General features: G+C 41.4%; 18 protein-coding genes and 1 pseudogene. 13 read left to right on the top strand and 6 right to left on the bottom strand.

Translation table 11 applies throughout. The annotated features are described in order from the left end of the window. Positions 1-135 precede the first annotated feature (135 nt). The 6 genes from VB691_RS18090 (at position 136) to VB691_RS18065 (ending at position 8547) form a co-directional block, all read left to right on the top strand. Positions 136-1986, top strand: coding sequence for an N-acetylmuramoyl-L-alanine amidase (locus tag VB691_RS18090; RefSeq protein WP_323293036.1), 1851 nt, complete (start codon positions 136-138; stop codon positions 1984-1986). 87 nt (positions 1987-2073) lie between these two features. After that, on the top strand, positions 2074-2919 hold the full coding sequence (murI, locus tag VB691_RS18085; protein ID WP_323292914.1) for a glutamate racemase: 846 nt from the start codon (positions 2074-2076) through the stop codon (positions 2917-2919). Between the two features lie 779 nt (positions 2920-3698). Continuing rightward, the gene (gene sds / locus VB691_RS18080; protein WP_323292913.1) at positions 3699-4670 is read left to right on the top strand and encodes a solanesyl diphosphate synthase; all 972 of its coding nucleotides are present in this window, start codon (positions 3699-3701) and stop codon (positions 4668-4670) included. A 160-nt stretch (positions 4671-4830) separates the two neighbouring features. Continuing rightward, positions 4831-6426 carry an Hsp70 family protein gene (locus VB691_RS18075; protein ID WP_323292912.1) on the top strand — a complete coding sequence of 532 codons (1596 nt, stop codon included), beginning with the start codon at positions 4831-4833 and terminating at the stop codon, positions 6424-6426. 149 nt (positions 6427-6575) lie between these two features. Further along, positions 6576-7316, top strand: a complete 741-nt coding sequence (locus VB691_RS18070) for a 2-phosphosulfolactate phosphatase family protein (RefSeq protein WP_323292911.1) — start codon at positions 6576-6578, stop codon at positions 7314-7316. Between the two features lie 40 nt (positions 7317-7356). After that, positions 7357-8547: a glycosyltransferase family 4 protein gene (locus VB691_RS18065; protein WP_323292910.1), complete on the top strand. Its 1191-nt coding sequence runs from the start codon at positions 7357-7359 to the stop codon at positions 8545-8547. Positions 8548-8644: 97 nt separating this feature from the next. Here VB691_RS18065 and VB691_RS18060 read toward each other — a convergent pair whose 3' ends face one another. After that, positions 8645-9208, bottom strand: coding sequence for a PEP-CTERM sorting domain-containing protein (locus tag VB691_RS18060; RefSeq protein WP_323292909.1), 564 nt, complete (start codon positions 9206-9208; stop codon positions 8645-8647). 413 nt (positions 9209-9621) lie between these two features. Between VB691_RS18060 and glmS the strand changes: the two genes are divergently transcribed. Further along, entirely contained in the window at positions 9622-11508 is a 1887-nt protein-coding gene (gene glmS / locus VB691_RS18055) for a glutamine--fructose-6-phosphate transaminase (isomerizing) (protein ID WP_323292908.1), read from the top strand. Positions 11509-11589: 81 nt separating this feature from the next. Here the strand turns inward: glmS and VB691_RS18050 are convergent. Beyond that, positions 11590-11871, bottom strand: a pseudogene (locus tag VB691_RS18050) (type II toxin-antitoxin system YafQ family toxin). Positions 11872-12555: 684 nt separating this feature from the next. Here VB691_RS18050 and VB691_RS18045 point away from each other — a divergent pair. Then, positions 12556-12750 carry a hypothetical protein gene (locus VB691_RS18045; RefSeq protein ID WP_323292907.1) on the top strand — a complete coding sequence of 65 codons (195 nt, stop codon included), beginning with the start codon at positions 12556-12558 and terminating at the stop codon, positions 12748-12750. 96 nt (positions 12751-12846) lie between these two features. On the opposite strand, the gene VB691_RS18040 is transcribed toward VB691_RS18045, so the two are convergent. The 3 genes from VB691_RS18040 to VB691_RS18030 form a co-directional block, all read right to left on the bottom strand. After that, on the bottom strand, positions 12847-13545 hold the full coding sequence (locus VB691_RS18040) for a helix-hairpin-helix domain-containing protein (RefSeq protein WP_323292906.1): 699 nt from the start codon (positions 13543-13545) through the stop codon (positions 12847-12849). A 26-nt stretch (positions 13546-13571) separates the two neighbouring features. After that, a complete protein-coding gene (locus VB691_RS18035; RefSeq protein WP_323292905.1) occupies positions 13572-13922 on the bottom strand; it encodes an NINE protein in 351 nt (116 codons plus the stop codon). 75 nt (positions 13923-13997) lie between these two features. Continuing rightward, positions 13998-14195: a hypothetical protein gene (locus VB691_RS18030; protein WP_323292904.1), complete on the bottom strand. Its 198-nt coding sequence runs from the start codon at positions 14193-14195 to the stop codon at positions 13998-14000. Positions 14196-14335: 140 nt separating this feature from the next. Here VB691_RS18030 and VB691_RS18025 point away from each other — a divergent pair, with 140 nt between their 5' ends. Continuing rightward, positions 14336-15325, top strand: a complete 990-nt coding sequence (locus VB691_RS18025) for an adenosine kinase (RefSeq protein ID WP_323292903.1) — start codon at positions 14336-14338, stop codon at positions 15323-15325. Between the two features lie 99 nt (positions 15326-15424). Here the strand turns inward: VB691_RS18025 and hmpF are convergent, their stop codons facing one another. Continuing rightward, a complete protein-coding gene (gene hmpF, locus VB691_RS18020; protein ID WP_323292902.1) occupies positions 15425-17035 on the bottom strand; it encodes a pilus motility taxis protein HmpF in 1611 nt (536 codons plus the stop codon). A gap of 447 nt (positions 17036-17482) precedes the next feature. Between hmpF and VB691_RS18015 the strand changes: the two genes are divergently transcribed. The 4 genes from VB691_RS18015 to VB691_RS18000 all read left to right on the top strand — a co-directional run bounded on the left by VB691_RS18015 (position 17483) and on the right by VB691_RS18000 (position 22656). After that, positions 17483-18700 (top strand): response regulator, encoded by a 1218-nt coding sequence (locus VB691_RS18015; RefSeq protein WP_323292901.1) that lies wholly within the window; start codon positions 17483-17485, stop codon positions 18698-18700. A gap of 174 nt (positions 18701-18874) precedes the next feature. Next, the gene (locus VB691_RS18010; RefSeq protein ID WP_323292900.1) at positions 18875-19240 is read left to right on the top strand and encodes a response regulator; all 366 of its coding nucleotides are present in this window, start codon (positions 18875-18877) and stop codon (positions 19238-19240) included. 32 nt (positions 19241-19272) lie between these two features. After that, positions 19273-19803 carry a chemotaxis protein CheW gene (locus VB691_RS18005; protein WP_323292899.1) on the top strand — a complete coding sequence of 177 codons (531 nt, stop codon included), beginning with the start codon at positions 19273-19275 and terminating at the stop codon, positions 19801-19803. 93 nt (positions 19804-19896) lie between these two features. Beyond that, the gene (locus tag VB691_RS18000; RefSeq protein WP_323292898.1) at positions 19897-22656 is read left to right on the top strand and encodes a methyl-accepting chemotaxis protein; all 2760 of its coding nucleotides are present in this window, start codon (positions 19897-19899) and stop codon (positions 22654-22656) included. The last annotated feature ends 83 nt before the right edge of the window (positions 22657-22739 follow it).

The raw sequence follows: 22739 nt of genomic DNA, 5'->3' as shown, positions 1-22739 counted from the left end.
AAATTTTCGTGACAATAACCAAAGGTCATCGAAACCTTGGCTTAATTTTTCCGTCTCTTGGAGTTGATGAATAAGACGGTTGCAATTAACCTTGAATTGGTATCAGAACCGTTATTCTGCACAGGAGCAACCATTGTGAGATTTCACTGGCTACTACTGAGTATCCTCAGCACACTACTATTTGCCCTTCCAGCCCAGGCGGGTAAACTTCTATTTTGGCGGTTTGAAACCAATCAAAATCGCCTAACTTTCACCACAGACTCACGGGTTCAACCTCGGGCCCAACTGATTCCTAATCCGACTCGAATTGTTCTAGACTTACCTGGGATTACTCTGGGAAGGCCCAGTGTCGATCAATCCATTGGTGGGGCCATAAGAAGTGTTCGTGCGGGTCAATTTGACTCCCAAACAGCCCGTTTGGTGATTGAATTAGCCCCTGGATATACTGTTGATCCCACACAAATTAAAGTGCGGGGTCTTTCCCCGACGCAATGGACGGTAGAATTGCCGACTCCCCAAAGGATCGGTAGTCCTTCCCGAACCCCTATTACTCCTCCCCCTACCCGGCCCTCTCCCAATAATCCAGGGCCCTTACGTCCCCTCGGCCCAACTCCCCCATCAAATCAGCAATCTAATGATTTGCAAGTGACTCGTAATGGCTTATTAGTTCGCTTAGATAGCATGGGGGAAAATAAGGATATTCGGACGGAACGCAGCGAGGATCAACAAACCATTGCTTTAACCTTACCCGGCGCGGTTTTGCCCAAATCCCTAGTGGATAAAACCTTCCCTGTTAATGAATACGGGGTGAGTGATGTCAAATTTGAACAAACCCAAGCCTCTCCCCCAGAGGCCCGTTTAACCTTACGGGTAGCTAAGGATAGTCCCAGTTGGCAAGCTTACTATTCTCGTATCGGCGGTTTAGTTTTATTACCAAAAGGGGGCTTATCTCAAGTGCAAGGGTTAAAACCCCCTGAACCTTCCCCTAACATCACCCTTAAGCCAACTCAAAACCAAAATCCCACCATATCGGCTATTCAATTAACCAATAACAATAGTCAATTGGTTATTCAGGCTGATGGCCCCATTCAAGGGACGGGAAACCTAGATCGACGCACGGGAGTCTATGAAATCCGTATTCCTCAAGCTCAACTGGCTGAACCCCTTCAAGGGCCCCAATTGGGGAGAAATAGCCCGATCTATAAACTACAGGTTCGTCAAGCGGACGCGGCAACGGTGGTGATTGTGGTTCAGCCTTCTTTGGGGATTCGCTTTGGGGGGTTAAGTCAAACGAGTCAACAAACCTTATCCTTAGAGGTGCGTTCTCTACAGGCTATTAACCCCCCTGGAAATCCTAGTACCATCCCCGTTCCTCCCCCTTCTAACCCCTCTTTTCCGCCTCCAGATTCTTTTCCCACTAACCCCCCTTCGGGGACCCCTAGGGGGCGGGTTTTGGTGGTTATTGATCCGGGCCACGGGGGAAAAGATCCAGGGGCCGTTGGTTTGGGGGGCTTACAAGAAAAAAATGTCATTTTGCCGATTTCCCTTGAGGTGACTCAAATCCTTAAACAGCAAGGGGTTGAGGTGATGTTGACTCGCAATGCGGATTATTTTGTCAGTCTTCAGGGCCGCACTGATATGGCAAATCGGGCCCGGGCTGATATTTTTGTTAGTATTCATGCTAATGCTGTGGGAGGAGGCCGGAGTAATGTCAATGGGTTAGAGGTTTTTTATGCGGGAAACCGACAGTTGGCCGATGCGATTCATCGTAGTATCATGCGTAGTATCAATGTCCGCGATCGCGGGGTTAAACAGGCTCGGTTTTATGTGTTAAGAAATTCTCGGATGCCTTCTTCTTTGGTAGAGGTAGGCTTTGTGACAGGGGCTGAAGATAATCCTCGTTTGCAAGATCCGGCCTATCGTAGTCAGATGGCTAGGGCGATCGCTCAAGGAATTTTAGATTATATTCAGCAAAAAAGGCTCTAAGTATATTTTTTTCTTGACAATATATTTACTTCCTTAGATATTCGTGTTTCAATTGTCAAAAACTTCTTTTAAGTGAATTTATTCCAGATGAGAGAGATTCAAAACAGTCCGATTGGGATTTTCGATAGTGGTGTGGGTGGATTGACTGTTTTACGGGAACTTTACCGACAGTTGCCCCATGAATCAATTCTTTATTTTGCTGATACGGCTAGACTTCCTTATGGTAATCGTCCTTCTGGCGAAATCTTGCAGTTTGTTCGGGAAATTTTGGCCTGGATGGCCCAACAAAATGTAAAAATGGTTATCATGGCCTGCAATACAAGTTCGGCCCTGGCCTTGGAAGCGGTACGTCAAGAGTTTGATTTTCCCATTTTAGGGGTGATCTTACCAGGGGCCAAGGCGGCAGTTAAACAAGGTAAACGCATTGGGGTGATTTCTACACCAGCAACCGCTAAAAGCAATGCTTACCGTCAAGCGATTCAAGAAATTGATCCGACTGCCCAAGTTTGGCAAATCCCTTGTCCTGAGTTTGTGCCACTAATTGAACAAAACCGCATTTGGGAAACCTATACGAAACAAGTGGCCCAACGATATCTTCAGCCGTTACTCGCTCGGAATATCGATACTCTAGTCTATGGTTGTACCCATTATCGTCATCTGGAAACGGTAATTAAAGGCATTGTTGACCCCACAGTTAATCTAATTGATCCCGCCCGTTATGTGGTGCAAGCAGCAGAAAAAGAGTTAAAATTAATGGGACTCGGACAAACTCAGCCAGCGTTACCCACTCGCTTCGCTGTCAGTGGTTGCCCTCAAACCTTTTCTCAACTCTCTCAACAATGGTTAGGGTATCGTGCAACGGTTGAATCCGTTTCTTTACCGACTACTGTAACTGCTGGGGTCACTTGGGAAGAAGTGGAAATGGTAGAATGAGTTAAGGATTGGCTTTGATGTAAATATCCTCACACCTTTACCAATCCTTTAAATTCGTGAATCATTTGCGTTATAATGGTTGAGCTTAATGCAAACTGTTTCAGCCAAGATCACGGCGGGTGGGGGATAACCATTTACCCGTGCGCTGAGCGAGTATTAACAATCCATAAATCATCAACAGGTAGAGAGCGGCGAGAATCAGAGTGATCAGGGGCATTGTCTTGTCTTCAGATTTTCATTGTAAGGTGGACATTAGGTTAAAGTAAACAAAATTAGATTTTTAATGGGTAGCTCAAACCCACAGTAGTTAAAAATAACTCTGCTGGAATCTTGCAAGGGGAAAGCTTACACTCACCTGAACTTGCCCTTAAGCAACCCGGCTTTGAACTGAACTCAAACAGCGTCAGGCTTCTGCTCAACGCTAGGCCACTGCTGTCTACTGTCAACTACGATCAAAGCTAAAGCACCACAAATTAAGGCCCTTTGGCGACCCATCAGCAACAAAAAAATTGCTGACTCTCCCTCTCCTCCTAAAACCGCCTAGATTAAATAGGCATCTGGGGCATTTCAGTAGTGAGGGGGGAAATTCTTAAAACCCTTATTACTAACTTAACATAAGAATTCATAAATGGAAGATTTTTTTAGGGATTTCACCGAGTTTGTTGAGGGTTAGGCCAAGAAAATGACAAATCCAGTTCCCTTGTCTGGGAAGGTTAGCTTAAAATAAATACAAGGATATGTAAACTTTCGTAACTGAATAACCAGGTTTGGCTAACCGAATGATCTCAACCACCTCTCTCTTTTCTCCCGTTGACAACGATTTGTGTCTTCTCACAGATAACCTCAAACGTCTAGTGGGGGCCCGTCATCCCATTTTAGGGGCAGCCGCTGAACATCTTTTTGATGCCGGGGGTAAGCGGATTCGTCCAGCCATTGTTTTGTTAGTTTCACGGGCTACCATGTTGGAGCGTGAAATTACCCCACGTCATCGTAGATTAGCAGAAATCACGGAAATGATCCACACCGCTAGTCTTGTTCATGATGATGTGGTGGATGAAGCCCAATTGCGGCGTAATGTTCCCACCGTTAACAGTTTATTTGATAACCGAATTGCGGTGTTAGCTGGGGATTTTTTATTTGCTCAATCTTCTTGGTATTTAGCCAATTTAGATAACTTAGAAGTAGTAAAACTGCTGTCAGAAGTGATTCGAGATTTTGCTGAGGGAGAAATTCTTCAAGGTATTAATCGATTTGATACCAGTTTAACCTTGGATGCTTATTTAGACAAAAGCTACTACAAAACCGCTTCTTTAATTGCTAATAGTGCTAAATCAGCCGCGATTTTAAGTGAGGCATCTACTGAAGTAATTGATAATCTTTCTGCCTACGGGCGTTATTTAGGATTAGCATTTCAAATTGTGGATGATATCTTAGATTTTACCTCCTCAACTGAGGTATTAGGAAAACCCGCAGGCTCAGATTTAATCAGTGGAAATATTACCGCACCTGCTTTATTCGCAATGGAGGAACATCCTTATTTAGAAACATTAATTGAACGAAAGTTTAATGAAACAGGAGACATTGAAAAGGCGTTATCTATCGTTAAAGACAGCCAAGGAATTGAGCGATCGCGGGAATTAGCCGCCTATCATGCTCAATTAGCTCTCAAACATATTGAGTGTCTGCAACCGTCTGTTTCTGCTCAGTCATTAACTGATTTAGTAGATTATGCTTTGAGTCGTCTTTATTAACAGATGACCATGGGATCACGTTGAAAATCCTTGAATAAAATAGGGCAAGGTTTAATAATTATCTTGTTCCCATAGTTTATCTTGTCATTTGAGAACATCTTTTGCTATTCTAATAAAATTAGCTATCATTTTGCTGTCTCTTACAACTGTTTAAATCAAAGTGTCCTACGCCATTGACTTCGGTACCAGCAACACAGTAATTACCCGTTTAAACCCTGTCACAGAAACCCCAGAAATAGTTAAACTTCCAGGGGTTTGTCAACAATTAGGGAATAATCCGCCTTTAATTCCGAGTTTAGTCTATATTGAAAATGCGGAGCAAGCACAAATATTAGTGGGTCAAAAAGTACGCGATCACGGTTTAGATTTATCTAATAATCCCAGATTTTTTCGACAGTTTAAGCGAGGAATTGGGGCAACTATTCAAGGATTTTTACCAGAATTAGACGGCAAATTAATTACTTTTGAAAAAGTGGGAGAATGGTTTTTAAGTGATTTAATTAAACAGATAAAAAGTGAAAGTGTTACGCCGTTAGATTCTTTGGTTTTAACGGTTCCAGTTGATAGTTTTGAAACCTATCGTCATTGGTTAAGTAAAGTTTGCCAAGGGTGGAATATTGAACAGGTGAGGCTATTAGATGAGCCGACAGCAGCAGCATTAGGCTATGGAACTAAGGAAGAAAGTTTGTTATTAGTTGTAGATTTTGGAGGAGGAACAATTGATTTATCTTTAGTGCAGTTAGGGGCAGAAAATAAGCAACAAAATCAAGGATTTATTTTAAAATGGGGACAAAAATTATTAGGGGAAAGTTCGGGACAAAAGGCTAAAATTGCCCGTGTTTTAGCAAAAGCTGGCTCGAATTTAGGCGGATCTGATATTGATGATTGGTTAATTAATTATTTTGCTAATACTCAAAATTTGCCGAAATCTTCCTTAACCTTAAGATTAGCAGAAAGGTTAAAAATTAAGTTATCTTCTGAAATTGAAGCTAATGAAGTTTATTTTAATGATCAAACCTTTGATAGTTATGAATTAGCTTTACACAGAGAACAATTTGAAACCATTTTAAAAGAACAACAATTTTTTGAGAAATTAGATGAATTAATGACCCAAGTTTTGCAGCAAGCAAGAAGAAATGGCATTGAAAAAAATGATATTGATGGGGTGTTATTAGTGGGGGGAACAGTACAAATTCCCGCCGTACAAACTTGGATCAAACAATACTTTGAGCAGTCAAAGATTAAATGCGATCGCCCCTTTGAAGCTATTGCTGAAGGGGCCCTACAATTAGCCCAAGGATTTGAGGTCAAAGACTTCTTATATCATAGTTATGGTATAAGATATTGGAACCGTCGAAAAAACTGTCATAGTTGGCATCCTATCATCAAATCAGGGCAAGCTTATCCGATGATTAACCCCATTGAAATTATGTTAGGAGCATCGATTGAAAATCAACCCAGTATAGAACTAATTATCGGGGAATTAGGGGCAGAAATAGGGGGAACAGAAGTCTATTTTGATGGTGATCGTTTGGTGACTCGTTCTATCAGTAATGGAGAAACAACTGTACAGCCTTTAAACGATAGAGATGGGGCGAGAAATATTGCCCAATTAGATCCTTTAGGTTCTCCTGGAAATGATAGAATTAAGTTACAATTTTGGGTAGATGACCAGGGATTTTTAAGAATTAATGTTGAAGATTTATTAACACAAAATCAGTTGGCCAATAATCAAATTGTTGCCCAATTAAGTTAGTGCCAACCATTACAGAGGCGATCGCCCAAAATAAAAACCTTAAAAGCGTTGGGGGAAGATAGCGACGGAGTTAATTGATTGCTTTTTTGTCGGTCAGGAGTTATAAAGGAACTCATCCCCTGATTTATCAATTGTTCCTAAGTGCCAACGTGAAGCTTTTTGTCTACCATACCCCTGAACTAACGCCTCCCGATAGTCTACCTGACTGTGCCGTGGTAATCGATGTACTACGGGCAACTACCACCATTGCCACTGTCTTAGACGCAGGTGCTGAAGCAGTGCAAACCTTTAGCGACATCGACCAATTAATGCAAGTCAGTAAACAGTGGCTACCCGAAAAACGCCTCAGAGCCGGAGAAAGAGGCGGCGCGAAGGTAGAAGGCTTTGAATTAGGCAATTCTCCCCTAGACTGTACCCCAGAACGGGTTACGGATAAACGTCTCTTTCTTACCACCACCAACGGAACCCGCGCCCTACAACGGGTAGAACAAGCTCCAACCGTGATCACCGCAGCTATGATCAACCGACAAGCAGCGGTAAAGTACCTCCTCAAAACCCAACCCGAAACCGTCTGGTTAGTAGGCTCAGGATGGGAAGGCGGCTATTCTTTAGAAGATACGGTCTGTGCTGGAGCGATCGCCTATGCTTTAATTAACGATAATGCTGAAGCCATTAGCGTCGGCAATGACGAAGTGATCGCCGCCACTGCCCTTTATAGTCAATGGCATGATAATCTACTAGAGATGTTTCATCGCTCCAGTCATGGTCAGCGATTGTTACGCTTAAACTGTAACGAGGACTTAAAATACTGCGCTCAAAGGGATATTTTAGAGGTATTACCTATCCAAAAATCCCCAGGGGTTCTCGTTAAACTCTCTGAATCATCCTAAGACTTATTGGCTTCATTGAATTGCCGAGGACAGGGAAGTTATGAAAATTTTGGTATTGACTTGGGAATTTCCCCCGCGAATTGTGGGCGGAATTGCCCGTCATGTTGCCGAATTATACCCAGAATTAGTTAACTTAGGCCATGAAATTCATTTAATCACGGTTGAATTCGGCCAAGCACCTGCTTATGAATTAGTGGATGGTGTTCATGTCTACCGGGTTCCCGTAGCAGGAGGGGATAATTTTTTTGCCTGGGTAGCTAACATGAACAATAGCATGGGCTATCATGGCGGTCAGTTAATCCAAGAAAAAGAGGATTTTGATCTGATTCATGCCCATGACTGGTTAGTGGGAGATGCGGCGATCGCCCTTAAACATCTGTTTAAAATTCCTCTTATTTCTACCATCCACGCCACAGAATATGGTCGTTACAATGGCATTCATACCGATACTCAACGCTACATTGCCAGCAAAGAGGGAACCTTAATTTATAATTCCTGGCGGGTGATTGTTTGTAGTGATTATATGCGCCATGAACTGGAACGGGCCTTTAATACCCCTTGGGATAAAATGGACGTGGTTTATAATGGCATCCGTCCCGAAAAAAAAGGACATGATCCTGAGTTTGATTATCAAACCTTTCGCCGTCGTTTTGCCCACGATCATGAACAAATTATCTATTATGTTGGTCGTATGACCCGCGAAAAAGGGGTATCTATCCTTTTGCAAGCCGGGGCCAAAGTGCTTTGGGAAATGCAGGGCAATGCTAAATTAGTTATTATTGGTGGGGGTAATACCCATCATTTACAAGTTGAAGCCTGGAATTTGGGCATCTCTAACCGCTGTTGTTTTACTGGGTTTATGTCTGATGAAGATTTAGACAAGTTTCAAACTATCGCAGATTGTGCCGTTTTTCCCAGTTTATACGAACCCTTTGGCATTGTGGCCCTAGAAAGTTTTGCCGCGCGAGTCCCTGTGGTAGTATCTAATACAGGGGGACTCCCTGAAGTTGTTCATCATGGAACGACAGGCATTGTCACCCATGCTGATAACCCGGACTCTTTAGCTTGGGGAATTTTAGAAATTTTGAAAAATCCAGGTTATGGTCAATGGTTGGCAGACAATGCCTATAAAGATTTAGCAAATCGCTTTAGTTGGGCTAAATTGGCTCAAGAGACAGAAATTGTCTATACAGTTGTCTATCAGCAGCGATCGCAAATAAATTGGGACTAAAGCAATGAGATTACTAGCAACGACACCGCAAAAAAAAAATCAGGACATAATACTATTATGTCCCTACAAATCAATTAATTAAATTGTTATTGTAAACCTAACCAACATTACGCTTAAAACGAGAACCTAACCCTAATCCAGCTAAGGTTAATAACCCTAAAATTGTACCAGGTTCAGGAACAGTTTCATGTTGAGCTTGAATGGCAAATGACCAAGTTTGTGATGGTGGTGGATTAGTAACGTCTAGAAGATCAATAGTAATAGAGTCATCGGTAAAAGAAATTCCAGAAATTAGACTAGCATTACCTGATGTTAATGTTACTCCAGTTACAATTCCAGGGGCATCTACCCAATCAAGATCAGACAAAATCCAACGTGAAGGAAAACCGATGCCAGGCAGGGTAGTTAAATTGTAGATAATATCAAAAGAATCGCTTTTGACATCTAAATTTAAGTTAGCGCCCTGATTCCCAAAAACAGTAAATTCAATCCCTGGATCAACCACTGTAGCCGTTTGATTTAAGATTGTTCCAACACCAATACCAATCAATTCTGCTGACACTGTATCACCGAGTAAAGCAGCTTGTGCAGGGGCGTAACCTACCATCAAACCAGTAGAAGCTACGACAGTTCCTAATGCAAGTTTAGTTAATGTTTTCATTCAATGCAAGTCCTCACAGGAAATAAATAAAATTGTCAAAATAATCAGGATCTAAGAGCAAAAGAGCCTTTAAACTAGAATTAACCTGATATTATGGCCAACAACGCCTGTATTCTACCCCCCCCCGTTGATTTTGTCAAGTATTTGTTTAAAAACGGAATATTCTAGGGGTTATTACCGTTATTAATGCTGGTGTTATTTAAGTAGGTGAGTATAATTAATTTTATGGTTATTGAAAATTCAGCGATCGCAACTGTTAAAAGTTCGATGAAACCCAAAATTGATAGTTTACGTCTTCATAGGTTAAGGTAGGGGTCAACGGCCGTTGACCCCTACGATGTTCTAAAATACATGGTCATGATTCACCGAATCATTGATAATTAATAAAATTAATAAATTTCTAAATTAAACTTATGTGTGGAATAGTTGGCTATATTGGCACTCAAACAGCAACCGAGGTATTAATCGGCGGTTTAGAAAGGTTAGAATACAGAGGCTATGATTCAGCAGGTATTGCTACAGTTTTAGAAGGCAATATTCACTGTACCAGAGCCAAAGGTAAACTGTATAACCTAAAGGAAAAATTAGAACGGGAAGTCAACCCCTCTCAAATGGGTATCGGCCACACTCGTTGGGCAACTCATGGAAAACCCGAAGAAAATAACGCCCACCCTCATACAGATAACAAAAAACGGGTGGCTGTGGTACAAAATGGCATTATTGAAAATCATCAAGAATTACGGGAAGATTTAATCAGTAAAGGGTGTAAATTTACCTCTGAAACTGATACAGAAGTTATTCCCCATTTAATTGCTCAATATTTACCTGATACCTTTGATTATGATGGTTTACTAGAAGCAGTAAAAAAGACCATTCATCGTCTTAATGGTTCATTTGCGATCGCCGTTATTTGTGCAGACTACCCTGATGAAATCATTGTGGCACGAAATCAGGCCCCGTTAATTATTGGGTTTGGTCAAGGGGAATTTTTCTGCGCTTCTGATGTGACAGCAGTTGTCCCTCATACCCCTGCGGTTTTGTCCCTGGAGAATGGGGAAATTGCCCGTTTAACCGCCCTTGGGGTAGAAGTTTACGATTTCAACCTAAAACGTCTGAGAAAGCTGCCTCGTACCCTTGATTGGAATTTAACAACGGTTGAAAAACAAGGGTTTCGTCACTTCATGCTCAAAGAAATTTATGAGCAACCTTCGGTAGTGAGAAGTTGTCTAGAAACCTATCTTAATCCTAGCTGGAATGTTCAAGATGGGAGTGAAAATAGTCCCATTGATTTAGGGTTAGCAGCAGACATTTGTGAGAATGTAGATTATATTCAAATTGTGGCCTGTGGTACCAGTTGGAATGCCAGTATGGTTGGGAAATATTTGCTAGAACAATTAGCAGGAATTCCTACAATGGTACAATATGCTTCAGAGTTTCGTTATTCTCCTGCTCCGATGTTAGCAAATACCTTAACTATTGGGGTAACACAGTCAGGGGAAACAGCAGATACTTTGGCAGCATTGGAGATGGAAAAACAGCGAAGAATGGGCTTAAAATTTCCTAATGATGCCCGAATTTTAGGCATTACCAACCGTCCCGAAAGTACCCTCGCTCACATGGTAGATCGAATTATTAATACTCAAGCAGGGATCGAAATTGGAGTCGCTGCAACTAAGAGTTTTACAGCGCAATTAATGGGCTTTTATTGCTTGGCTTTACATTTAGCTCATCGTCGAGGTAAGTTAGGGTTAGATAAGCTTGAAGGGTTAATTAAAGGGTTACGAGAATTACCGGCCCAAATTGAATTAATTCTCGAAAAACAAGGGGAACAAATTGAAGAATTAGCCCATGATTTTGCTGAGACACAAGACTTTATCTTTTTGGGACGGGGTATTAATTTTCCCATTGCTTTAGAAGGGGCATTAAAATTAAAAGAAATCAGTTATATTCATGCTGAAGGGTATCCTGCGGGTGAGATGAAACATGGGCCAATTGCTTTATTAGATGCTAAAGTTCCGGTAGTTGCGATCGCAATGCCTGGAGTAGTTCATGATAAAGTATTATCCAATGCACAGGAGGCAAAAGCCAGGGATGCTCGGTTAATTGGGGTAACATCAATTGATGATACAGAAGCGCGATCAACGTTTGATGATCTGTTATTTGTTCCCCATGTAGATGAACTTTTATCACCTATTATTGCAGTGATTCCCTTACAATTATTAGCTTATCATATTGCTGCCCGTCGCGGTTTAGATGTCGATCAACCTCGCAATTTAGCTAAGAGTGTTACAGTGGAATAATTGTTAGTTTGATTTATAAAATCATGGGTAGTATACTCGGCGTACTATCCGTGATAACCGACTATGGCTAAGGGAAGGGAGTTAATAAACTTCATCATGGGAACCAACATCAACTAAGATGATTAAAGATTCCTCTGAGTCTTCATCCTGCGAAAAGATAAAAATAATACGACAATCATAAGTGACAGAAAAAAACCACAAGTCTCATAAATTACCCGTTAATTTATGAGACTTCAAGGAGGAAGTAAAAGGATCTTCTGCTAATAAAATTAAAACACTGGTTATTTTATTTTTTAACTCAGGATTCTTTTTAATAAGTTTCTTGAAAGCTCGTTTAAAACGATTATTCCAAACTATTCTCATCGTCTTCCTCTAACAAGTCTGCTATTAACTCATCTACTGTTCCAATTTTTGCTTTTTGAGAGTTTATAAATAAAATTTTCTTTTTTCTTAGTATCAAGCTATTTCATTCTTTTGAAATGCTCGCAGGCTTAAGCCTGGAGCTATACGAATGAAGCCTGCCTACGCAGGCTCAAATATTAATAATTCGTTGGATAGCCCGCCTGCGCGGGCTTTGTTCCTATAGCCCAACCCTTTAAGGTTAGGGCGTTTTAGAGAATGAAATAGCCCTGTGATACAGAAGCGAGATCAACCTTTAATGATTTGTTATTTGTTCCCCATGTGGATGAACTTTTATCAATGGACAATGGACAATTGACAATGGACAATTGGTTAATTTAGTTTAAAACCTCCTCTTTTAAGGGGAGAAATTAAAAAATTTTTCCTTATTTTCAATCCTCTACCTAAAAGGTAGAGGTAATTGTCAATTGTCCATTGTTCATTGTCAATTGTTGAACACCTATTATTGCGGTTATTCCCTTACAATTATTAGCCTATCATATTGCTGCGAGACGAGGGTTAGACGTGGATCAACCGCGTAATTTAGCTAAGAGTGTTACAGTGGAATAAGATTAATAGTCTTAGGAGGATTGTTAAAGGAAAAAAGTAGGTGTACGTAAGTCTTGTAACTATCAGGAATCTTTAACTATGACCACTCATTTTATTACCGCAGAAATTGACCTACAAGAAACTCCCCTAAAATTACAACAAGCGATTGAAGGGGAACTGCAAAAACAGGGTGAACCCCTACGTTGGGCTATTACTTCAGTAGATTCTCAAAAGCAAACGGTTCAAGTTGAAGCAATTGTAACACCTTGCTACGGTGAAGGGGTTAAGTCCTAATGCTCACGGTTTGACAAGGCAACGGGGCGGGTTTATTTAACTTATTTGTGAGAATCCAGAGATTTTGACAAATACCCGCCTCTACAAATTGAGTAATTAAATCAAATGTTGATAACAACTTAGAGGAATTCCTGTCCGACGTTGTACTTCAATAACCGATTGATAAGACCCATTTTTGTCTCGTTCTTCAACTATTTTTTCTGCTGTCTTTTGCTCAATTCCACATTCAATTAATTGATGTTGAGAATAAGCGTTTAACCGTCGCCAAGATACCTCTAATTCTTGATTTAAGTCATAGGTAAAGGTAATCAAAGAAGCGATTTTTTGGACATAATTTTGCGGTAAACCAGCAATATCTGATAATTCTTCAATCTGAGTAAAAATATAACCTTGATGGCGAACCGCCTCAATATCATTAGCATAGACAATAGGTAGGCCTAAACCATACACTAAATCATCTTTAGAACAGGTATTAATATCAATTTTGTCTTGTTTTTTTTCTGATGAATACTTGAGATTTCTCCCCGTAAAATTCTCTTTAATGGGCTTATTGATCAGAAAAAATTTTTGTTTCAGATAAACAGCTAATCCGATTTGCGATAACCAAATTACTAAAATAATCCCAGAAGAAGATAATAAAAAACTGGCAATCACACAACCAATGCCCGCCCAAATCAAATTATTCTGTTTGATTTTCTGTCCTGCATAAGCAATTGCTATTCCCCCAAAAACAGGAATGAAAGCCAACCAAAACCAAGTAGAATTATTGTTTTGATGAGTAGGAAGTTTTGACATAATCTATCTCAATTAATTTTCATATCTTAAATAGAATCTAAAATTTTCCGTCTCTTTTCTTCAAATTCTTCCGCAGTAATAATTCCTTGATCGTAAAGCCGTTTAAGCTCAACTAATGTTGCAGCTTTATCTCTAGAAGATTCCTCAAACTTAGGCTGACTAGGAGTAATATACTGATAATTAAATTTAGCATCAAAAGACTGATCTGACATCAAAACTAATCCTAAAAATTCAAAAAAAGCAATAAGACCGGGGATTAATGTCCAAGAAAAAATCAAGTATAATATTCCTGCTAAATTCTCACCCAAATAAAATTTATGAATGCCTACATATCCTAAAAATAAAGCAAGTAAGGCGGCTACTAATCTATTTTTCATGTTTTCTCCTAGCTTACGTTAATTGAGGAAAAGAAAAGCCAAAATAATCTTGTAAGAGGTTTACAGTAACTAATCCTAATTTTTGTCCTTAAGATGAGCTAACATCCAATAAAGAATAACCAGTCCAATTTGGGCTTCTAATAAAACGAAGTAACCCTTAATCCAATAATTCCCAACTGTCAGAGAGTTAAGAGAAAATACTAATGCCCCTAACCCAAGGTAAGGTAAAAAGCGGAACCATCGCAAAGTGTTTCTCGTCCTTTGGGTAATCATTGAAGTTTAAATTGAGTAATCCTTGTTATATCTTAGCTTAAATAATGAATCAGACTTTAGAATAGGGATCACGCTTAGGTTAAAATATAGTCGCTTTGATCTACAAAAAACGATTAACATAATCACAACAAGGAAAGTTCATGGGTAGAAAGTATCACGTTTATGGTGTCGGTAACGCTTTAGTTGACATGGAGTTTGCTGTTACTCCCTCCTTACTTCAAGAATTGAACATTGATAAAGGGGTAATGACTCTAGTTGATGAAATTCGTCAAGGGGAGATTATTGACAAATTAAATGGAAATCTTTGTAAACAAAGCGGCGGCGGTTCAGCAGCGAATACAATGGTTGCTATTAGTCAGTTTGGGGCCAAAGGATTTTATTCTTGTAAAGTCGCTCAAGATGAGGCGGGAATTTTTTATCTACAAGACTTACAAACCTGTGGGTTAGATACCAATGTTCATGATGGTAAGGAGGAAACGGGAACCACCGGAAAGTGTTTAGTTATGGTTACTCCTGATGCTGATCGTACCATGAATACGTTTTTGGGCATTAGTAGTGGTCTTTCCCAAGCAGAATTAGTCCCAGATGCGATCGCAGACTCCGAATATCTCTATATGGAAGGGTATTTAGTGACTTCTCCCACTGCCAAAACTGCCGCTATTAAAGCGCGAGAAATTGCCGAAAATGCGGGAGTAAAAACCACTTTTTCCCTCTCAGATCCCAATATGGTGGAATTTTTTAAAGAAGGATTATTAAATATTATTGGATCAGGGGTGGATTTGATTTTTGCTAATGAAGCTGAGGCCCTAAAAATGGCTAATACATCGGATTTTGGGGAGGCGATCGCACATTTTAAAACCTTAGCGAAAGGGTTTGCCATCACTCGTGGCTCACAAGGGTCTATAATTTTTGATGGTCAAGAAATTCTGGAAATTACACCTTATCCTGTTCAAGCGATTGATACCGTCGGCGCAGGTGATATGTACGCCGGAGCTTTTCTTTATGGGATCACCCATGGCATGACTTATACTCAAGCGGGAGATTTAGCTTCTCGTGCTTCTTCTCAGATTGTTACCAGCTATGGCCCTCGTTTAGCTACAGAAGAATTGAAAGCCTTACTTAAAGGGTGATGGGGTAAGCTATAGCATTCGTCAACCCACCCTACCCTCCCAGGAGGGGAAGTAACTAACTTCAGTAGGGGCTTAATATTATTAAGCCCCTACTGACTTCTAAGAAGGATTAAGCCACTGTCCTAAAATCCCTAATTGATGTCTCGTTTCATCAACTTGATTCTGTAGCGGTTGTAAGGCTTCTTGGTAAAGACTGAGACGAGTTTGAAGTTGAGCGACTTGTGTTTGAGCTTGTTGCCAGTGAGCTTCTTCTATATGGAGTTTTTGTGTCTTTTGAGCTTGTTCTGTATCCAGTTGCTTAATCATTTCCTGAATTTGTTGCACACTGTGTTGTAAATGCTCAATTTCTGTTTCCAATTTTTGACGTTCTTGCTCCGTATTATTGGCCAATTCTTCTAACTGATTAAAAACAGGGTCTAAATTAATGGTAGTCGAACCCCCATCAAAATCCATAATTCCTTGACGGCGACGTAATACCCGTAAATGTTGTAAAATCACCTCTTGTCTTTCTTTGAGATTACGCCGTTGACCCACAAGAGTTTCATCTAAAAATTGCTTTCTTTCAAGTTCTTCTGCGAATTCCTGGTCAAGATCAATACGTTCAAAGTCACCAGCTTTTGCTAGTTTGTCTTGTAATGCTTGAACGGCTTGACATTGAACGGTTAATTCTTCTTCTTGATCGTTAACAAAACGCACCAACTTCTCTAAATCTGCCTGTAGATTATGGACAATGGTTTCTAACTCCCCTAATGGCATATTTTCCAAAGCCACCACATCCACTTTCGACTCTGAGACGACATCCCCCGCCCCTGACGCTAAACGCTCCAGGGTATCTTGTAAAGCTTGAGTGGTTTGTAAATCCCAATTAATTTTGTTTAATAGTTCTTGTTTATTGCTGAGGATATTTTGCTGGACTTGCCACTGAATTTTAGACCCTTCCAAGGAGGTGCGAGTTTCTTCGAGGGCTTGGAAACGACTTCTTAGTACATCTCCCTGCTGTTGAACTTGCTGTTGTTTTTGTTGAACTTGTGCTTTGAGACTATCAAGTTGCTGCCAAAAACCATTGAGAATTTCTTGTTGACCCTCAACCGCAGCTAACGCCCCTTGTAAGGGTTGATTTAGGGATTCTACCCCAGAAGAACTGTCCGCCAGACGACTAATCAATTGTTGAATTTTTTCCGCCTCTTGTCCAGGGAGATCAAGCACCGCCCCAAAACGGCGTTGAAAATCTTGCAGTTGTTCTTGGGTTTGTTCAACTCTGTCCCAAGCCGATTCTGCTTCTCGACGACGACGTTCAATTTGAGAGAGTTCCTTTTCAACCTCCTCCAACTGTTCTAAGCGTGTCTCCATCTCCATTTCTCGACGAGTCAACTCCTGACTTTGATAAGTCAGAGATTGTTTCCACTGTTCAGTTTCTTCTTGCTGCTCTTTTAATTTTTCTGAGAGACGAGACAACTTTTGTAGTTGACGAACCAACTCCGGTCCGGCCCGTTCAGGTTCCCCTTGTATTTGACGATTATTGCCCAAATTGAGCATCAATAGGGCCCCTTCTCCCACCTGATCCAATTCCTTTTCAATGGCAATAATTTCATCTCCAGGGACAGAACTCCAGGTTTGATCGTTGTGTTGACAAGCTAAAAGCTTGAGTTCTGTCCGAGAGCTACCAATAAATCCTCTTGTTTGCTTTTTGACTTCTGCAAGGTATAGCACGAACCACAATCCTCTCGATATTGCTTTTGCCTAGATGGTTGACAGTGAGTTGATGTCGAAGGATCTCAGAAAACCCAGAAGATCTAATCCTTGGATTTCTGTCCCTGAAAAGATTGCTTTGCCTGATCTTGTCATTTTTTCATCAGCAGAATTTAACTAAAAAGAAGCAAAAATTGACCAATTTTCATGTCACGCCAAATTTTTGACCATTGAAGTGGACAAACAATATACCTTCCATGAGGAGAATCAAAGTTCTAGATCGGTTGATTTCTCAACAGTCAACGATGATTAACTTAATGTTTACTTTCTCAATCCTAGCAGGAAATTTAGCAATCTCGATCAGAATTGTTTTTATTCATAATGTCCCTATCCCGATCTCCATTAAACTAAAAGAGAGTGGGATAATGCTCTGCTCCCAAGACTTCAAAATTATCATGTTAACTAATTATGCAGGGAACGTTAAATGAAATTGATCTTCGCAGTATCCTGCAACTCATTGAATTAGGACAGCGTACAGGAGAACTTTTAGTAGAAGCGAAGCCAACAACTTCGGGAGAATTAAGAAATTTTCAGTCCTTACCCCAGAAAACCCCTAGATTAACCCCTAATGTTGATGATCAGCGGACATTTTGGCTCGTTTTTTTCGTCAATGGCCAAATTGTCTATACCACCAATGGGGAAAATAGTAGTTGTCGTCGTTTACAAGAATATTTGTATCGTTATCGACAAGAGATTACCTTACCCAAGTTAGAGTTAGGAACTATCAGCACTAACAATGATATCGAATATGCTTATCTTTGGCAGTTAATTAAACTTAATCTGATCACTCCCGATCAAGGCCGCAGTATCATTCAACAGATGGTACGTGAAACCTTATTTGACTTACTGAGCTTACATCAAGGGGCTTTTATTTTTGAGATAGGTGTGGCTTTAGATCCCCTGCTAACCAGTCTCGAAATTGCCCCTTTAGTCACTCAAATGATGAAAGAAGTCCAACAATGGAAACAATTACATCCTCACATGCAAAGTCCTCAAGAATGTCTGGCGATCGCCCATGAGGACAAATTACGTGAGGCCTTACCAGAAAAAGCCTATGAACAATTATTACACTGGGCCGATGGCAAAACCTCCCTCCGTCAACTCTCACGCTATTTACAACGAGATTTAGGAACCTTGGCCAAAGGGGTTTATCCTTACATTGAACGGGGTTGGTTACAGGTGATCCCATCCCCTAACCCTGACTCTCCCCAACTCACCACCAACTGGGAAAAAACAGAAACCCGTAAGCCGCCTCATATTGTTTGTTTTGACGATGATTTAACCATTGGCAAAACCCTAGAAGGGATTTTAAATAAAAACGGCTATCGAACTTCCTTAATTAACGATCCCTTGGCAGGATTAAGTTTAGTCTTTGAATTAAACCCCGATCTAATTTTATGTGATCTCGTTATGCCCAAATTAGACGGGTACGAAATTTGTGCCATGTTGCGACATTCGAGTCGGTTTCGCTCCACACCGATCATTATGCTCACAGGTAAAGAAGGATTTACCGATCGCATTAGAGCGCGCATGGTGGGGGCAACAGATTATCTCACCAAACCTTTCGGGGAGCAAGAGCTATTAATGCTCATTGAAAAATATGTTCAGCTTGAAACTAATAATTAATCAAATAAGCGAGAAAAATTTTTTCCTAGGGACAATGTTCTTTTCCTGCAAAATTTGGGCAAATTAAGTATGTACACTTGGGGACTGAAATGCTGAGCCATCAGTTAATTTATCTCACCCTGAGAACCCATTAAGTCTAAATGTTCTATTAACTCAGCAATTAGGGAAAACCTTATGAGAGCAGTTTTACTGGTAGAAGACAGCCCAGTGCAACAAGAAATGATTTCCAGCATCCTCAAAAAGAATGGGTGGAATGTAGTTGTAGTGGGGAATGGGGTAGAAGCCTTGGAAAGTATTAAACAATCGAGTCCCGATCTCGTTGTTTTAGATATTGTCATGCCCAAAATGAATGGCTATGAAGTCTGTCGTCGGATCAAATCTGATCCCAAAACCGAAAATGTTCCCGTGGTGATGTGTTCTTCCAAAGGGGAAGAATTTGATCGCTATTGGGGCATAAAACAGGGAGCAGATGCTTATATTGCCAAACCCTTTGAAGATATTGAACTCATTGGGACGATTCAACAACTCCTACGTCAATAAACAAATACGGATTAAGCTAAGGGACAAAAAACATGGTTGGGAATCCAGAATTTGTAACAGGAAACGGTCAAGATCTCTCCTCAGAAATTCAGGCATTGCAAACCCCTGAAGGAGAATTACATTTACGCTTTCATCTCCCTTCCCAGGAAGAATTTGCTCTGCCGGCCATTGCCATTCGGGAGGTGATGCAACAAACCCCCGATCGCATTACTCCCATTCCCAATGCTTCCCCCTTGCTATTAGGAACCCTTAACTTAAGAGGTCAAGTGATTTGGGTGGCGGATCTTGGGCAATTTCTTGGCAATACAACCCCATTAAGAACCGATCGCCCAGAAATTCCCGTAATTGCCGTGGAGGAACAAGAAACCATTTTAGGCCTAGCTATCGATAAATTAGGAGATATGGAATGGCTCAATAGCGAACAATTACAGGCCCCAACCAATGTAGCCGATCATATTGCTGGTTATGTTCAAGGGGAATGGGTACTCAATGAGGATAGAAAACAAATTTTAAGGCTGTTAGACCATGTAGCGATTTTACGTTCGGCACGATGGGCAGCTTAAAGAAACAGACAATCACCGTTTATTGATACCAATACAAATAACTCATAACTGAAAGCTCATAACTGACCAGATTAACGACAAAGGAGAGAGGCAATGGCATCAGGGACAGACTATGCAAAATTATATAATGAAGCTTATGTGGCTTATGGACAGGGAAACTACGAAGAAGCGGCAACCTTAATGGAGCCAATGGGGGAAGCCTTTCCCGAAGATCCTGATGTCCTTTTACTCAGGGGTCATATTTATTTTAGTCTTGGTAAATATGACACCGCCTGTAAACAATATCAATCTGTTCTGCAACGGACAGAACGCAAAGATTTACTAGATTGTGCTAATCAAGGCTTAACACAAGCCCAACAACTATTAGCCCAATCAGGCGGCCCTTACTTAACTCAGACAGCCACGGAAAACGAAGGGCCCCGATTTAACCCAGATGAAACAGAGCTTGCCCTTGAGGACTCTAATGGCCATGAATGGCCAAACAACGAACAGCAAACAGACTGGGGCAATGATTTTGATCTCGATGGACTGGACTGGGATAGTGCCGTCTTTAATGAGGATGATTTAGGAGAACCCACCATCGGGCAAGAGGCATCTCAGGGGCGTAAGTCGGCTGATGATGGGGGAGAAACGACCTTTGAGATGGCGGTAGACCCATTTTCGACCCTAAGCGAGATCAATCCTTTTCCCCATCAGCCTAACCCTACTTCGTCAATGGATCAAGCTTGGCCCCCACTTGACGAAGATGATCTCCCAAATTTTTCCTTTTCCGATGAGGAAGATCTCAAAACTGAAGCTAGGACTAACTCAAATGATGACAACACCTTTCTGGTATCGTCTGGGTTAGATCAACCAGTTTTGGGCAACAAATCCCCTTTGAGCCATGGGAAACCCTCCTCATCCTATAACAGTGATAGCCAAAAAGCTGGCCAAGATTGGTCGAGTTATCCCTCACAAGATGAACCCACCATTCAAGCCACACCAACGATGGCATCGAGTAAACTGCGAGAACAAAACCCCGTCTTCGATGATTTTGGGGGTTTTGAGGAAGATCAGTTAGAAGATTTGTCTAATTTTGATTTTACTGAGGCAACTTCTCAGCTACCAGACTCCGATCTCTTTACTCAGGCCACTGGGGATCTCAGTAGCGATCTGGGGTTGCAAACGGGAGATCTCCTAGGGGAGCAAACTACTGGTACGGTTAATTGGGTGAAACCTGATGAGATGAATCAGACTTCCCTTTCCAATGACTCAGCTAAGGGGGTTAAACTGATGGTGGAAGGCTCCCCAGGATATTTGGGCTGGTTCATCAATGCTTCCCTCAAATATAAACCTTGGATCGCGGCCGGTGCCACGGGTGCCGTTTCGTTTTTAGCCATTTTACTGGTCAGTGGTTTGGCTTGGCTGACTACCCCTAAACCAAAAACGGCAGAAGTTGTCTCTCCTACTCAGTCCCCTGAGCAAGTGGCTAAACCTGGAAAACCTTCTACCCCCCCCAAGACTGCCCCAAAAAATGCTCAAGCTTCCCCAGAACCGGAACCGCTCTCAATGCCGAAAAAGTCTAAATCGGGTAGCCCTGTGTTTCTACTGGCTTTAGTCGGCGGTTTGACCGGTTTTGGCACTACTCTCTTTTTTGGGTTAATCAGTGCCTATCAATTGAAGCGCACTATGGATGATTTACAAGCTCAGTTTGATGCCATGTATGCCGGGGATTACAATGTTAAGGCGACGGTGATTTCCCAAGATGAATTAGGACAGTTATCCACCAGTTTTAATCAACTATCTCGTGTTATCTTAACCACCACCAGTGAGGCCCAACAACGGGCAGAGGAAACGGAACAAGCAAGAGAAGATCTACAACGGCAAGTTATTCGTCTCCTGGATGATGTGGAAGGGGCTGCTAGAGGGGATTTAACTGTAGAAGCTGAGGTGACGGCAGACGTATTAGGAGCAGTGGCTGATGCCTTTAACCTCACCATTCATAATCTCCGAGAAATTGTGGCCCAGGTCAAACGTACAGCAAAACAGGTTAACCAAAGTTCGACGGATAGTGAATTATTTGCCCGCAATAATTCCAGTGATGCCCTACGCATGGCGGAAGAATTAGCCGTTACCCTTAATTCGGTTCAGGTGATGACGGAATCGATTCAACGGGTGTCAGAAAATGCCCGTGAAGCGGAAGAAGTGGCTCATACCTCGTCCGTAACGGCTCTTAAAGGGGGTGAAGCGGTAGAACGCACGGTGGCGGGTATTCTGCAAATTCGGGAAACGGTATCGGAAACCACCCGTAAGGTGAAACGCTTAGCGGAAGCATCTCAGGAAATTTCTAAAATTGTGGCTTTGATCTCTCAAATTGCCTCACGCACCAATTTACTCGCTCTTAATGCTTCGATCCAAGCAGCAAGAGCAGGGGAAGCGGGACGAGGCTTTGCGATCGTTGCGGATGAGGTGCGTCAGTTGGCTGATCGTTCGGCGAAATCTTTGAAGGAAATTGAACAAATTGTACTACAAATTCAAAGTGAGACGGGTTCGGTAATGACTGCTATGGAAGAAGGTATTCAGCAGGTAATTGACGTAACGGATAAATCAGAACAGGCTAAACGCTCTCTTGAAGATATTATTGAAGTATCTAACCATATTAATACTCTCGTTCGTTCGATTACCGGGGATACTATTCAACAACGGGAAAATTCTAAAGCGGTGGGCCAGGTTATGCAGTCGGTAGAATTAACGGCCCAAGAAACGTCCCAAGAATCTCAACGGGTGGCGGGATCATTACAAAATCTGGTGGGAATTTCCCGTGATTTATTGGCATCTGTGGAAAGATTCCGCATTGAACCAGCAGAAAAATAATTTCTTTATTAAGTAAGCTAAGCACACAAAATTAATTTCACAAAAACTGTAGGGTGGGCATTGCCCACTCTACAATTGTTTTA

This window comes from Crocosphaera sp. XPORK-15E (assembly GCF_034931425.1).
GTDB lineage: Bacteria > Cyanobacteriota > Cyanobacteriia > Cyanobacteriales > Microcystaceae > UHCC-0190.
Note: the sequence above shows the minus strand (reverse complement) of the source record. Positions and strands in the feature narration are given on the sequence as shown.

Coding starts and splice junctions, on each gene's coding strand:
- murI (WP_323292914.1), top strand. CDS start 2,074: ATGAGAGAGATTCAAAACAGTCCGATTGGGATTTTCGATAGTGGTGTG.
- sds (WP_323292913.1), top strand. CDS start 3,699: ATGATCTCAACCACCTCTCTCTTTTCTCCCGTTGACAACGATTTGTGT.
- VB691_RS18065 (WP_323292910.1), top strand. CDS start 7,357: ATGAAAATTTTGGTATTGACTTGGGAATTTCCCCCGCGAATTGTGGGC.
- VB691_RS18060 (WP_323292909.1), bottom strand. CDS start 9,208: ATGAAAACATTAACTAAACTTGCATTAGGAACTGTCGTAGCTTCTACT.
- glmS (WP_323292908.1), top strand. CDS start 9,622: ATGTGTGGAATAGTTGGCTATATTGGCACTCAAACAGCAACCGAGGTA.
- VB691_RS18045 (WP_323292907.1), top strand. CDS start 12,556: ATGACCACTCATTTTATTACCGCAGAAATTGACCTACAAGAAACTCCC.
- VB691_RS18040 (WP_323292906.1), bottom strand. CDS start 13,545: ATGTCAAAACTTCCTACTCATCAAAACAATAATTCTACTTGGTTTTGG.
- VB691_RS18035 (WP_323292905.1), bottom strand. CDS start 13,922: ATGAAAAATAGATTAGTAGCCGCCTTACTTGCTTTATTTTTAGGATAT.
- VB691_RS18030 (WP_323292904.1), bottom strand. CDS start 14,195: ATGATTACCCAAAGGACGAGAAACACTTTGCGATGGTTCCGCTTTTTA.
- VB691_RS18025 (WP_323292903.1), top strand. CDS start 14,336: ATGGGTAGAAAGTATCACGTTTATGGTGTCGGTAACGCTTTAGTTGAC.
- VB691_RS18015 (WP_323292901.1), top strand. CDS start 17,483: ATGCAGGGAACGTTAAATGAAATTGATCTTCGCAGTATCCTGCAACTC.
- VB691_RS18010 (WP_323292900.1), top strand. CDS start 18,875: ATGAGAGCAGTTTTACTGGTAGAAGACAGCCCAGTGCAACAAGAAATG.
- VB691_RS18005 (WP_323292899.1), top strand. CDS start 19,273: ATGGTTGGGAATCCAGAATTTGTAACAGGAAACGGTCAAGATCTCTCC.
- VB691_RS18000 (WP_323292898.1), top strand. CDS start 19,897: ATGGCATCAGGGACAGACTATGCAAAATTATATAATGAAGCTTATGTG.